Raw genomic sequence first — 12,997 nt, forward strand, 5'->3', positions numbered from 1 at the left:
CTAAATCCGCCGATGCGCAGGTTGGGAGCAGGATTTTGTCACGAAAAAGCGACCCGGGCGCGCCGCCCGGGTCTGTTCTCTTGCTGAAATATTGATCAGTTCAGCGCCGCATCGGTGATGACATGGGTCCAGGCCGCGTCGCCGGGATGTTTGCTGATCACCGGATCAGAACCACCCGACAGCAGGGATTGCACCGTGCGCTCGTAATCCTCGGGATCAAGCGCGCCGTTTGAGCCTGCGGTCAGCTTGGCCACTTCGCTCATCATGCGGATCTGATGCTCTTCGGTCTGTGCGCCGGTTGCGTCATTGTCCAGCACGATCATCGCCGCCTCTTCGGGGTTTTCCTCGGCCCATTTCCAGCCCTTCATCGAGGCGCGTACGAAACGGGTGAGCTTGTCCACTTCGGCGGGATCGCTCAGCTTGTCTTCGAGCACATAAAGCCCGTCCTCGAGCGTGGCGACGCCCTGATCCTCGTATTTGAAGGTGATCAGTTGATCCTCGGAGATGCCTGCATCAATCACCTGCCAGTATTCGTTATAGGTCATGGTCGAGATGCAATCGGCCTGTTTCTGCAACAGCGGATCGACGTTGAAGCCCTGTTTGAGCACCGTCACGCCATCCGCGCCGCCGGTCGTCGGGATGCCAAGCTGGCTCATCCATGACAGGAACGGAAATTCATTGCCAAAGAACCAGACCCCCAGCGTGCGGCCGGGAAAATCCTGCGGCCCGGTGACGCCGGTTTCCTTGAGGCAGGTCAGCATCATGCCTGAGGACTTGAACGGCTGGGCGATATTCACCAGCGGCAGGCCCTTTTCCCGCGCCGACAGGGCGGCGGGCATCCATTCCACCGTCACATCCGCGCCACCGCCTGCGATCACCTGCGTGGGCGCGATATCCGGTCCGCCCGGCTTGATCGTGACGTTGAGGTCTTCTTCGGCGTAAAAACCCTTGTCCTGCGCCACATAGTAGCCCGCGAACTGCGCCTGCGTCACCCATTTGAGTTGCAGCGTCAGATCATCCGCGGCCTGTGCCATGCCCGCGAGGCTGGTCAGCGCCGCGACGCCAAAAGTTCCCATCAGTTTTTTCATTGGTCGTCTCCCTTGTTGAACATCAAGCCTTATGCCCGGCCTCTTTGCGACGGATGCCAGAAGGTCACCGCCTTTTCCAGCAGCGCTACCGCGCCGTAGAATCCTGAGCCTGCGATGGCGGCCACCACGATCTCGGCCCAGACCAGATCGAGCGCCAGTTGCCCCACCGAGGTGGAAATACGAAAGCCCATGCCACGGATCGGGCTGCCAAAGAACTCTGCCACGATCGCCCCGATGAGCGCCAGTGTCGTCGCGATCTTGAGCCCGTTGAAAACAAATGGCATGGCGGCGGGCAGCCGAAGTTTCAGAAGCGTCTGCCAGTATCCGGCGGCATAGGTGCGCATCAGGTCGCGCTGCATCGCGCCCGCCTCCTGCAGTCCCTGAACGGTGTTCACCAGCATCGGAAAGAACACCATGACCACCACCACGGCGGCCTTGGATTGCCAGTCAAAGCCGAACCACATCACGAGGATTGGCGCCATGCCGATGATCGGCAGGGCGGCGACGAAATTGCCCACCGGCAGGAGGCCGCGCTTGAGAAACGGGAATCGGTCTATGGCAATGGCGATCACAAAGGCGGCGCCGCAGCCCAGCACATAGCCCGTGAGCGCGCCCTTGATCGCGGTCTGCACGAAATCCTGCCAGAGAACATGCGTGGACCTGGCGAAAGTGGTGGCGATTGCCGTGGGCGGCGGCAAAAGCACGGGCGAGATGCCCAGCCCGCGCACCAGGCTTTCCCAGATCACGATGACCGTAAGGCCGAAGATGACCGGCACCAGCAATCCGGTCAGTCGTGTCCGGGACTGCCGCGCCAGCCGTGAATTGATCCACCAGCCAAGCACCCATGCGAAAACCCCCGTGGCCAGCCAGCCCATCACGCCATCCCCATGCGTTTCAGCGTGATCCGCTGGATGAGGCCGATCAGCCCCACCAGCACCGCCGCCAGGGTCGCGGCCATGATGAGCGCGCTCCAGATCTGAATGGTCTGGCCGTAATAGCTTCCGGCCAGCAGGCGCGCGCCCAGTCCCGCCACGGCGCCGGTGGGCAGTTCGCCGACGATGGCGCCTACGAGGCTTGCGGCCATGCCCACCTTGAGCGAGGTAAAGAGATAGGGCATCGACGACGGCAGGCGCAGCCGCCAGAAGGTCTGTGATGCGCTGGCATTCCAGGTGCGCATCTGGTCCAGTTGCATCGCGCCGGGGCTGCGCAGCCCCTTGACCATGCCCACGACGACCGGAAAGAACGACAGATACATCGAGATCATCGCCTTGGGCAGGAGGCCGGAAATCCCCACGGCATTCAGCACCACGATGATCATCGGCGCAATGGCGAGGATGGGAATCGTCTGGCTGGCGATGACCCAGGGCATCACGCTCATGTCCATGGTGCGGTTGTAGACGATCCCGATGGCCAGCGCGATGCCCAGCCCCGTGCCCAGAAGGAACCCGAGCGCGGTGGCGCTGAAGGTGATCCAGCTGTGATAGAACAGCGAGCGTTTCGAGAATCCGCGCCCCTCCAGCACCATTTCGCCTGTGGTCTTCCATATCTCGGCGGCCACCTGATGCGGCGCGGGCAGCTTGGGCTTGTCCTGCGACCAGGTGTCGGCGACGAGTGCGGAAATGGTCAGATCCTGCCCCGCCCGCGCCGCCTGGTCCCGCGCCCATTGCGCGTTGAGCGCCACGGCAGAGCCATACCAGAGGGCGAAAATCGCGGCGACAATGGTGAGAACCGGAAGAAGATTGCGCATCACGTATCCCCTGCTTTCACTGTTCCGGAAATACTCGGATCGCAGCGCTGAAATCGAGCGCAGGTTTGGAGTATTTTGAGAACGAGGAAAGTCCTCCTCCCCGTCAGAGGGGAGGGGGCATTTTCAGGGCGGGCGGGTTCAGACCTCATCGCCATGCCCCGCGCGCAGCCCCTCGCGGACGCGATGGGCGATCTCGAGGAATTCCGGCGTCTCGCGAATGCCGAGCGGACGCTCGCGGGGCAGCGTGCTTTCGATCACGTCGGTGATCCGGCCGGGGCGCGGCGACATGACCACGATCCGGGTGCTCAGATAGACCGCCTCGGGGATCGAATGGGTGACGAAGCAGATCGTCTTGTTGGTCCGCTCCCAGAGCTGCAAGAGTTGCTCGTTGAGGTGATCGCGCACGATCTCGTCGAGCGCGCCAAAGGGTTCGTCCATCAAGAGGATGTCGGCGTCAAAGGCCAGGGCGCGGGCGATCGAGGCGCGCTGTTGCATGCCGCCCGAGAGCTGCCAGGGGTATTTCCGTTCGAACCCCGCCAGATCGACCAGTTCAAGCACGCGCTTGACGCGGGCGTCCTGATCGTCGTGCGCATAGCCCATGATTTCGAGAGGCAGGCGGATGTTGCCGCCGATCGTGCGCCAGGGATAAAGTCCCGCCGCCTGAAACACATAGCCATAGGCGCGGGATTTGCGCGCCTCTTCCGGGCTGATACCGTTGACGGTCATCGTGCCGCCGGTGGGATGTTCCAGATCGGCCATGCAGCGCAGGAATGTCGTCTTGCCACAGCCCGAGGGGCCGATGAAGCTGACGAAATCGCCCTTTTCGACGTCGAGGCTCACGTCCTTGAGCGCATGCACCGGCCCGTCATTGGTCTGAAAGGTCAGCGACAGGTCGCGCGCGCTGATCACCGTATTCGTCGTCAATTTCCATCCCCTGCTGGCCCCGCGCGTAATGCGCCCGGCTGGCTCGTTCTTGTCAAGAGGCGCGCCTCGCGAAATCGGCGGGGCGCGCCGGATTTCTCAGATCCCTGCCGGAATGTTGAGCGGGTCGCGCCGGATCATCTTGGGCGCGGTCAGCGCCTTCCATTTCGAGAGCGCCTGATGCGCCGAGGGGAAGGCCGGGCGCGGCACGAAGCGGCCGCGACCGGGCTGTGGCTGCGAATTCTGCCCCCAGGCCCAGATCACCTCGCCGCGGCTGAGGGTGTAGCGCGGTTGCGCCTTGACCTCGAAGCCCTCGAAGACGTTGTAATCGAGGATCGAATGGTGGTTCGAAGCGCTGATCGTCTTGGTGATCTTTGGATCCCAGACCACGATATCGGCATCCGCGCCCTCGACCAGCGCGCCCTTTTTCGGATAGATATTGAGGATCTTGGCCACGTTCGATGAGGTGACGGCGACAAATTCGTTCATCGTCAGGCGCCCCGTTTCCACCCCGTGCGTCCAGAGCACCGCCAGCCGCTCCTCCAGCCCGTTCGAGCCGTTGGGGATGATGCGGAAATCGTTGCGTCCGGCGCGTTTCTGCTCGGTGTTGAAGGCGGCGTGATCGGTGGCCACCACCTGCAACGAGCCGGCCTGAAGCCCGGCCCACAGACTGTCCTGATGATCCCTGGAGCGGAAGGGGGGCGACATCACCCGGCGCGCGGCGTGGTCCCAGTCCTTGTTGAAATACTCGGATTCGTCCAGCGTCAGAAACTGGACCAGCGGCTCGCCATAGACGCGCATGCCCTTTTGCCGCGCGCGGCGGATCGCCTCGTGCGCCTGTTCGCAGGAGACATGCACGATATAGAGCGGCACGCCCGCCGCATCGGCAATGCAGATCGCGCGGTTGGCGGCCTCGCCCTCGAATTCGGGGGGGCGGGAATAGGCGTGGCCCTCGGGTCCGGTGATGCCCTGGTCAAAGTATTTCTGCTGCATCTCGGCCACCAGATCGCCGTTCTCGGCATGGACCATCGGCAGCGCGCCCAGTTCCGCGCAGCGCTTGAAGGAGGCGAACATCTCGTCATCCTCGATCATCAACGCGCCCTTGTAGGCCATGAAATGCTTGAAGGAATTGACGCCCATGTCGACGGCATCCTTCATCTCGTTGAAGACGCTCTCGTTCCAGCCGGTGATCGCCATATGATAGCCGATGTCGCTGCAAATCTGCGGCGTGGATTTGCGGTGCCATTCGTTGATGGCATTTTTAATGCTGCCATCGGCGCCGGGCAGGCAGAAATCCACCACCATCGTGGTGCCGCCACAGGCCGCCGCCCAGGTGCCGGTCTCGAAGGTTTCCGCCGCCGTGGTGCCCATGAAGGGCATTTCCAGATGGGTATGCGGGTCGATACCGCCGGGGATGACATAGGCGTCCGTGGCGTCGATATAGGTGTCGCCTTTAAGGTCCGTGCCGATCTGCCTGATCGTCTCGCCCTCGATCAGCACATCGGCCTTCCATGTCCGGTCGGCGGTGACGACGGTGCCGTTCTTGATGACTTTGGTGGTCATGTCCTGTCTCCCTGTAGCTCTGATGCCCGGGGTTTCTTCTTGGCGAAAATACCCCGGGGGTTTGGGGGCTGGCCCCCAATCATTCCACCACCTCCGCCGTCTCCAGCACCGCGTGCAGGAGCACGTCCGCGCCGGCGCGCGCCCAGTCGGGGGTGATTTCCTCGGCCTCGTTGTGGCTGAGGCCGTCCTTGCAGGGGCACATGACCATGGTGGTGGGATAGAGCTTGTTGACCCAGCAGGCATCGTGGCCTGCGCCCGAGATGATGTCCATATGGCTGTAGCCCAGCCGTTTCGCGGCGTCGCGCACCCGGCCCACCAGCGTCTCGTCAAAGGCGGGCGGGTCGAAGAAGCCCACGACCTCGGCGCTGAATTTCACCCCGATGTCGGCGCAGAGCCCCGGCGCGGTCTCCATGAGTTCCTCGACCATCGCCTCCAGCGTTTCGAGCACGTGGCTGCGGAAATCGACCGTGAACACCACCTTTTCGGGGATGATGTTGCGGCTGTTGGGGTAGACGTCGATATGGCCGATCGCGCCAACGGCATTGGGTTGGTATTGCAGGGCAATCTCATGCACCAGTTCGGTGACACGCGCCAGCGCGCGGCCCGCGTTGCGGCGCATGTACATGGGCGTCGATCCGGTGTGCTGTCCCTTGCCCGTCACCGTGCATTCGATCCAGCGCAGGCCCTGACCGTGGGTCACGACGCCGATCTGTTTGCCTTCGGCCTCCAGAATCGGCCCCTGTTCGATGTGCAGCTCGAAAAAGGCGTGCATCTTGCGGTCGCCCACCTTTTCCGGGCCTTTCCAGCCGATCCGCTCCAGCTCGTCGCCAAAGCGTTTGCCCTGCGCATCGACCCGGTCATAGGCCCAGTCCTGATCCAGCACGCCGGCAAAGACGCCCGAGGCCAGCATGGCGGGGGCAAAGCGGGCGCCTTCCTCGTTGGTCCAGTTGGTGACGACGATGGGGTGGCGCGTCCTGATGTCGAGATCGTTGAGGGTGCGGATGATTTCCAGCCCCGCCAGCACGCCCAGCACACCGTCGTATTTGCCGCCCGTGGGCTGCGTGTCGAGATGGCTGCCGACATAGACCGGCAGCGCCTTGGGGTCGGTGCCCTCGCGGCGTGCGAACATGGTTCCCATCTCGTCCACGCCCATGCCGAGGCCCGCCGCCTCGCACCATTTCTGAAAGAGCGCGCGGCCTTCGGCATCCTCGTCGGTGAGGGTCTGACGGTTGTTGCCGCCCGCCACGCCGGGGCCGATCTGCGCCATTTCCATGATGCTGTCCCAGAGCCGTTCGCCGTTGATTTTCAGGTTTTCGCCGGGTGCCGCCATTGGTGTCCTCACTGTATTTCCTGCCGGGGGCGCCGCGCCGCCCCTTGTCGCTTTTTTACCATTTGGTAAACTTACGATTGCGTGCCGGGGTTGCCCTGTCAAGATTCGTCTTGGGACGAGGGGGCGATCTGGCTAACCTGAACGCGGGGGCGGTGAAAATCGCACCGCTCGACGTGAAAGGACCAGGATGCAGGACAGCCCCGCCGCGCAGGCGACGCGCAAGCCCAGCCGCATTCAGTTGCGCAATCGCAAGCGGATTCTCGATGCGGCGCTCGAGGTGTTCTCGGCGCATGGATATCGCGGTGCGACGCTGGATCAGATCGCGGAGGAGGCCGGGATCAGCAAGCCCAACATCCTCTATTATTTCGAGGGCAAGGAAGAGATTCACGTGACGCTGCTCAATCATCTGATGGATGAGTGGCTGGCACCGCTGCGCGCGGTCGACCCGGAGGGCGATCCGCTGGAGGAGTTGCTGACCTATGTGCAGCGCAAGCTGGAGATGGCCCGCGATCTGCCGCGCGAGAGCCGACTTTTCGCCAACGAAATCCTGCAGGGTGCGCCGCGCATGACCCCGCATCTGGAGAGTGTGCTGCGACCGCTGGTGGATCAGACGGCGCAGTTGATCTCGGGCTGGATCGCTGTTGGCAGGCTGGCCCCGGTGGACCCGCGGCATCTGCTGTTCTCGATCTGGGCGACGACGCAGCATTACGCGGATTTCGACGCGCAGGTGCGGGTGCTGATGGACGAGGCAGAGGTGCATGCGGGCGCCGCGGCGCATCTTGAGCGGATGTTCCGGCGGCTGCTGACGCCCTGAGGGCGGGCGTGGTCGGACGACAGGCCCTATTCCGCCGCGCATCGCCCCGGATTGTTGGGATGCGTCGTCCAGTTGGCATACTCCCGGCGCACCACTTCGCCGGTGCGCGGATCGACCGCGCCCGCCGCCATGGGTTCCATCGTGATGCAGCCCTCGACCGGACAGACATTCACGCAGAGATTGCAGGCGACGCATTCGTCATCCTTGACGGTAAACACGCGGTCGGGTGACATCGCGATCGCCTGATGGCTGGTATCCTCGCAGGCGGCATAGCAGCGACCGCATTTGATGCAGTCGTCCTGACTGATCCTGGCCTTGGCGACATAGTTGAGGTTCAGATCCTGCCAGTTGACCACATTGGGCACGGCGCGCCCGACCAGTTGGTCGACCGAGGCAAAGCCCTTGTCGTCGATGTATTGCGACAGGCCCGAGATCATTTCCTGCACGATCCTGAAGCCATAGGTCATGGCCGCTGTGCAGACCTGGACATTGCCCGCGCCAAGCGCCATGAATTCCGCCGCGTCGCGCCATGTTGTGACGCCGCCGATGCCGCTGATCGGCAGGCCCCTTGTGGCCGGATCACGGGCAATCTCGGCCACCATGTTGAGCGCGATGGGTTTCACCGCAGGCCCGCAATAGCCGCCATGCGCGCCCTTGCCGTCGATGCTGGGTTCGGGGCTGAAGCTGTCGAGATCGACCGAGGTGATCGAGTTGATCGTGTTGATGAGGCTCACTGCATCGGCGCCGCCCTCCTTGGCGGCAAGGGCGGGTTTGCGGATGTCGGTGATATTCGGCGTCAGTTTCACGATCACCGGCAGGCTTGAGTGTTTCTTGCACCAATGCGCCACCTGACCCACATATTCCGGCACCTGGCCAACGGCGCTGCCCATGCCGCGTTCGCTCATCCCGTGCGGGCAGCCGAAATTCAGTTCTACCCCGTCGCATCCGGTATCCTCGACCCGGTGCAGGATTTCGCGCCATGCGTCCTCGTTGACCGGGACCATCAGGCTTGCGATCAGCGTCCGGTCGGGCCAGTCGCGCTTGACCCGCTTCATTTCCTCAAGGTTCACTTCGAGCGGGCGGTCGGTGATCAGTTCTATATTGTTGAGCCCCAGAAGGCGGCGATCAGCGCCATAGATGGCCCCGTACCGGGGGCCGTTGACGTTGACGACGGGTGGCCCCGCTTCGCCCAGTGTTTTCCATACGACGCCGCCCCAGCCCGCCTCGAAGGCGCGGCGGACATTGTATTCCTTGTCCGTCGGCGGGGCCGAGGCCAGCCAGAACGGGTTGGGCGATGTGATGCCGATGAAATTCGTCGTAAGGTCAGCCATGGCTCTGTCTCCCTTAGCTCGCCCGGCCTGTCAGGCTGGCGTGGATGTCCTCGGCGGCGTCGCGGCCCTGGGCCACCGCCGTCACGGTCAGATCGTCCCCTCCCGCTGCGCAATCGCCCCCGGCCCAGACACCGGGCAGCGAGGTGCGCCCGGCGCCGGTGACGGCGATCTTGCGACCCTCGAGATCGGGCAGTTCCGCCCCTTCGAGCGTCTGGCCGATGGCCTTGAACACCTGATCGGCGGCAAGGCGGAACCGCTGGCCGGTGGGGTTGAGATCGTCATCGGTATATTCGAACTCGACCTCGCGCACCGCGCCATTGCCATGCACGGCGATGGGGGTGGCATTGGTGATGATCCGCACGCCCTTGGAGGTGGCGAGATCCTGTTCATAGCGGCTGGCGTTCATTCGGTCGCGGCCCCGGCGATAGACGAGGCTGACATTGAGCGCGCCAAGGAGTCTGGCCTGAACGGCGGCGTCCACGGCGGTCATGCCGCCGCCGATCACCACGACGTCGCGGCCGATGGGCAGGCGCGCCAGATCGCCGGCCTGCCGCAGGTCTGCGATGAAATCCACCGCGTCGCGCATCCCCTCGCGGTCCTCGCCGTTCAGACCGAGCGCATTGACCCCGCCCAGCCCGATGCCGAGAAAGACCGCATCGAAATCCTCGCGCAGGCCGGCCAGTGACACCTCGCGGCCCAGCCGCTTGCCGGTCTCCAGGGTGATCCCGCCAATCTGCATCAGCCAGTCCACCTCGCGCGCGGCGAAGCTGTCGGTGCTCTTGTAGGCGGCGATGCCGAATTCGTTGAGGCCGCCGGGTTTCGCGCGCCCGTCGTAGAGCGTCACGTCATGTCCGTGCATCGCCAGCCGGTGCGCGCAGGCGAGGCCCGCAGGCCCCGCGCCCACCACCGCGATCCGCCGCCCGGTGGGCGCGGCGCGGGTGAAGGGATGCACGCCCTGCGCGATCAGCGTGTCGGTGGCATAGCGTTGCAGGCGGCCAATCAGGACCGGCTTGCCCTCCGCCGCCTCGCGCACGCAGGCCTCTTCGCAGAGGGTTTCGGTCGGGCAGACACGGGCGCACATGCCGCCAAGAATGTTCTGGCTGAGGATCGTTCTGGCCGCCGCCTCGGGCGTGCCGGTGGCGATCTGCCGGATGAAAAGCGGGATGTCGATATCCGTGGGGCAGGCGGTGATGCAGGGCGCATCATGGCAGAAATAGCAGCGGTCGGCGGCAACCAGCGCCTCGTGATCGTCAAGTGCCGGGTGCAGATCGGTGAAATTCTCGGCCAGATGCTGTGGATCGAGGCGACCGGCGACGATGCCGGGGGTCAGCGCGTTGTCACTCATGGCGGTCTCCATAGGATCGGATGGCTGATCTCAGTATTCCACGATTTGAAATTTTATCAATTGGTAAAATTTAGAATGAGGGTCAAAATTGCTTGCCCATGCTGCGGCAGGGCGGCTTGGTCTGAAATTCAGGACGGCTGAAGGGTGTGACGTACGACGCTCAGCGCGAGCGTTCGTGTTCGAATCGCTGGCGCGCGATCGCCTCGTTGCGGTCTGCCTTTTGCTGATCGGCGAGTGACTTCTCGACATAGTTCAGATGCGCGGTGACGGCGGCCTGGGCGGCCTCGGCGTCGCGCGCCTGAATGGCGGTGTTGATGGCGCGGTGCTGATCGAGCAGCGCTCCGCGCGTGGTGCGTTGTTTGAACATCACCTGACGATTGTAGAACACGCCTTCGCGCAGCAACTGGAACATCGAGCGCATCATGTGCAGCATGATCACGTTGTGACTGGCCTCGATGATCGCCATGTGGAACTCTGCGTCGAGCCGGGCTTCGTCTGCCGGGTTGGTCTTGCGGTGTGCCGCTTCCATCTTGTCCATGATGGTCTGGATCACCTGTCGATCCGTGTCCGAGGCCAGTTTTGCCGCGCGGCAGGCGGCCAGCCCCTCAAGGTCACGGCGAAAGGCGATGTAGTCGAACACCGCCTCGTCATGCTCGGCGAAGAGCCGGATCAGGGCCTCGGAAAACGCGCTGCCCAGCACATCGGCGACGTAGACACCGGCCCCGGCGCGGGAGGTCAGCAGGCCCTTTTCCTGTAGCTCCGCGACGGCCTCGCGCAGAGAGGGGCGCGAGACACCCAGTTTCTCGGCCAGTTCCCGCTCGGCGGGCAGACGTTCGCCGGGACGCAGGATACCGCGCAAAACGAGTTTCTCGATCTGCCGGGTGACGGCGGTTGAGAGTTTCTCGGGAGTGACTTTCTGAAAAGGCATGTCTTCACTCTGGTACAATTGGTCAGATCATATGACCACCGGGGCAATCGGGCAAGCGTGCTGTGGTCAGAACTCGACACCCGGCTGCGCCTTGACGCCCTGATCGCGGAACGGGTGCTTGATCTCCTTCATCTCGCTGACCAGATCGGCGATTTCGATGAGTTCGGGCTTGGCGTTGCGCCCGGTCAGCACCACATGCGTCATCGGCGGTTTTTCCTCGGTCAGAAAGCGCACCACGTCCGCGATATCGAGATAGTCGTAGCGCAGCGCGATGTTGATCTCGTCCAGCAGCACCATGCTGTTGGCGTCGTCGCGGATCAGATCCTTGGCCTTGTGCCATGCCGCCTGCGCCATTTCCGTATCGCGGACGCGGTCCTGCGTTTCCCAGGTGAAGCCCTCGCCCATCGTGTGAAAGGCGCAGACATCGGCAAAGCGTTCTTTCAGCAGGCTGCGTTCGCCGCTGGGCATGCTGCCCTTGATGAACTGCACCACGGCGCATTGCATGCCGTTGCCGATGCAGCGCAGGATCATGCCAAAGCCGGAACTGCTCTTGCCCTTGCCATTGCCGGTATGGACGATGATGAGGCCCTTTTCGCCGGTCTTGGTGGCCATCATTTTGTCGCGCGCGGCCTTGATGCGGATCATTTTCTGCGTGTGGCGTTCGGGGTCGTGGGTCATGGGCGGCTCCTTGGAAAGATCGGGGGCAAAGGAAGGTGACGATAGGACGCCAGGCGGTCGCGGGCAAGGCATCGCATGCCGGGTGCGCGGCGTTAAGGGGATGTTAATCATATCCGATACAGGGTCCGCGGCATGCGCGGATTTGTTGTGATACTCATGGCGGCACTTGCCGGGTGCAACACACCCGGTCCCGAGTTTCGCGGGACAGACCCGGTAAGGGCGCAGGTCGGGCGGAGCGTTTTCGATGTGCGTGTCGACGGCACAAGGGCGCAGGCAATCCGGGTCAATTCCGAATGGGCGCCACGGCTGGAGGCGGTGGCGCCGCGCGGGGCCGCGGCCATCGCGCAGGTGAGCGGCTGCCGGGTGGTGCGCGTCTGGGGCGATCAGGCGGTGATGGTGGCCGAGATTGATTGCGGAGAGGGCGCCGCCCTCCTGCCCAGGGGGCATGCCTATGACTGTGAACTGGATCATATCCATGGCGGCTATGCCGAGTTGATCTGCACACCGAGACATTGACCGACTGCGCGGTTGCCGCTTGAATGAATGCCGGGTTTGCGGCACAGAGCGGCCAGAGCGACCCGGCAGCGGGTGCACAGCCGAAAGGGTACGATCATGGATTACAAAGCAGCAGGCGCGCCCAAAAAGGGCAACAAGATTCCGCGTCACAAGGAGCATAACGCGCCCGGATCGGAGAAGAACCCGTTTGGCAAGCGCCCTTCCAAGGAAGAGTTGGTTGCCCGGCTCAAGGCCAAGGCTGAAAAGTCCGCGAAAGAGGGCTAGAGGGTCTTTTCCAGAAACAGCGACGAGGGCGCGGCGGGATAGTCGCCGAAGGGTCCGCGCGGGACAAAGTCGTGGCGTTCATAGAGCCGGTGCGCCGCGTGCAATTTGTCGCCGGTCTCAAGCCGGAGATAGTGTAGATCAAGGTTGCGCGCCTCTTCTTCGATCCGGCGCAGCAGGGCGTCGGCGATGCCACGGCCACGGGCCGAGTCGTCCACGAACATGGATTTCACCTCGCCATAGCCGCGCCTGAGCGCCAATGCGCCGGTGCCGAGAACGCGGTCGCCGATCCGGGCGGTAAAGAAGCGGATGTCCGGCGCGCAGAGCGCGTCGATGTCGAGAAAGAAATTCTCTTCGGGTGGAAACAGCGATTGCATCAGCGCGTGGCTGGCGCGCAGCAGGGCCACCGTGCCGGGCTCGCGGGGATCACCGTAGCCGATGTGCAGCGTGGCGTCGGGGGTCATGGCGGTCCTGA

14 protein-coding genes are annotated in these 12,997 nt (G+C 63.6%); 3 read left to right on the top strand and 11 right to left on the bottom strand.

The features are described 5' to 3' along the window. Positions 1-95: 95 nt before the first annotated feature. The 6 genes from BSG08_RS11205 to BSG08_RS11230 all read right to left on the bottom strand — a co-directional run bounded on the left by BSG08_RS11205 (position 96) and on the right by BSG08_RS11230 (position 6,649). Positions 96-1,088 (bottom strand): ABC transporter substrate-binding protein, encoded by a 993-nt coding sequence (locus BSG08_RS11205; protein WP_175544766.1) that lies wholly within the window; start codon positions 1,086-1,088, stop codon positions 96-98. Positions 1,089-1,117: 29 nt separating this feature from the next. Next, on the bottom strand, positions 1,118-1,963 hold the full coding sequence (locus BSG08_RS11210; protein ID WP_093036621.1) for an ABC transporter permease: 846 nt from the start codon (positions 1,961-1,963) through the stop codon (positions 1,118-1,120). Further along, positions 1,963-2,835, bottom strand: a complete 873-nt coding sequence (locus BSG08_RS11215) for an ABC transporter permease (RefSeq protein WP_425439279.1) — start codon at positions 2,833-2,835, stop codon at positions 1,963-1,965. The genes BSG08_RS11210 and BSG08_RS11215 overlap by 1 nt, the downstream gene beginning before the upstream one ends. Positions 2,836-2,973: 138 nt before the next feature. Beyond that, positions 2,974-3,759: an ABC transporter ATP-binding protein gene (locus BSG08_RS11220; RefSeq protein ID WP_093036627.1), complete on the bottom strand. Its 786-nt coding sequence runs from the start codon at positions 3,757-3,759 to the stop codon at positions 2,974-2,976. Between the two features lie 96 nt (positions 3,760-3,855). Next, positions 3,856-5,319 (bottom strand): dihydropyrimidinase, encoded by a 1,464-nt coding sequence (hydA, locus tag BSG08_RS11225; protein ID WP_093036630.1) that lies wholly within the window; start codon positions 5,317-5,319, stop codon positions 3,856-3,858. A 79-nt stretch (positions 5,320-5,398) separates the two neighbouring features. Continuing rightward, positions 5,399-6,649, bottom strand: a complete 1,251-nt coding sequence (locus BSG08_RS11230) for a Zn-dependent hydrolase (protein WP_093036633.1) — start codon at positions 6,647-6,649, stop codon at positions 5,399-5,401. Positions 6,650-6,836: 187 nt separating this feature from the next. On the opposite strand from BSG08_RS11230, the gene BSG08_RS11235 reads away from it, so the two are divergent. Further along, the gene (locus BSG08_RS11235; protein WP_093036636.1) at positions 6,837-7,463 is read left to right on the top strand and encodes a TetR family transcriptional regulator C-terminal domain-containing protein; all 627 of its coding nucleotides are present in this window, start codon (positions 6,837-6,839) and stop codon (positions 7,461-7,463) included. A 26-nt stretch (positions 7,464-7,489) separates the two neighbouring features. Here the strand turns inward: BSG08_RS11235 and preA are convergent, their stop codons facing one another. From preA to cobO, 4 genes are all read right to left on the bottom strand, one after another. Next, positions 7,490-8,794: an NAD-dependent dihydropyrimidine dehydrogenase subunit PreA gene (gene preA / locus BSG08_RS11240; protein ID WP_093036639.1), complete on the bottom strand. Its 1,305-nt coding sequence runs from the start codon at positions 8,792-8,794 to the stop codon at positions 7,490-7,492. Between the two features lie 13 nt (positions 8,795-8,807). Continuing rightward, positions 8,808-10,139 carry an NAD(P)-dependent oxidoreductase gene (locus BSG08_RS11245; protein WP_093036827.1) on the bottom strand — a complete coding sequence of 444 codons (1,332 nt, stop codon included), beginning with the start codon at positions 10,137-10,139 and terminating at the stop codon, positions 8,808-8,810. A gap of 160 nt (positions 10,140-10,299) precedes the next feature. After that, entirely contained in the window at positions 10,300-11,067 is a 768-nt protein-coding gene (locus BSG08_RS11250) for an FCD domain-containing protein (RefSeq protein ID WP_093036642.1), read from the bottom strand. Positions 11,068-11,133: 66 nt separating this feature from the next. Next, complete coding sequence (gene cobO, locus BSG08_RS11255) at positions 11,134-11,745, bottom strand: cob(I)yrinic acid a,c-diamide adenosyltransferase (RefSeq protein ID WP_093036645.1); 612 nt, start codon at positions 11,743-11,745, stop codon at positions 11,134-11,136. Between the two features lie 132 nt (positions 11,746-11,877). Here cobO and BSG08_RS11260 point away from each other — a divergent pair, with 132 nt between their 5' ends. Further along, complete coding sequence (locus BSG08_RS11260; protein WP_093036648.1) at positions 11,878-12,261, top strand: hypothetical protein; 384 nt, start codon at positions 11,878-11,880, stop codon at positions 12,259-12,261. A gap of 96 nt (positions 12,262-12,357) precedes the next feature. Beyond that, complete coding sequence (locus BSG08_RS19480; RefSeq protein ID WP_093036651.1) at positions 12,358-12,525, top strand: hypothetical protein; 168 nt, start codon at positions 12,358-12,360, stop codon at positions 12,523-12,525. Here the strand turns inward: BSG08_RS19480 and BSG08_RS11270 are convergent. After that, entirely contained in the window at positions 12,522-12,986 is a 465-nt protein-coding gene (locus BSG08_RS11270) for a GNAT family N-acetyltransferase (RefSeq protein ID WP_093036654.1), read from the bottom strand. The genes BSG08_RS19480 and BSG08_RS11270 overlap by 4 nt on opposite strands. Positions 12,987-12,997: the final 11 nt, after the last annotated feature.

The sequence above is a fragment of the Roseovarius azorensis genome, assembly GCF_900109455.1.
GTDB classification, from domain to species: domain Bacteria; phylum Pseudomonadota; class Alphaproteobacteria; order Rhodobacterales; family Rhodobacteraceae; genus Roseovarius; species Roseovarius azorensis.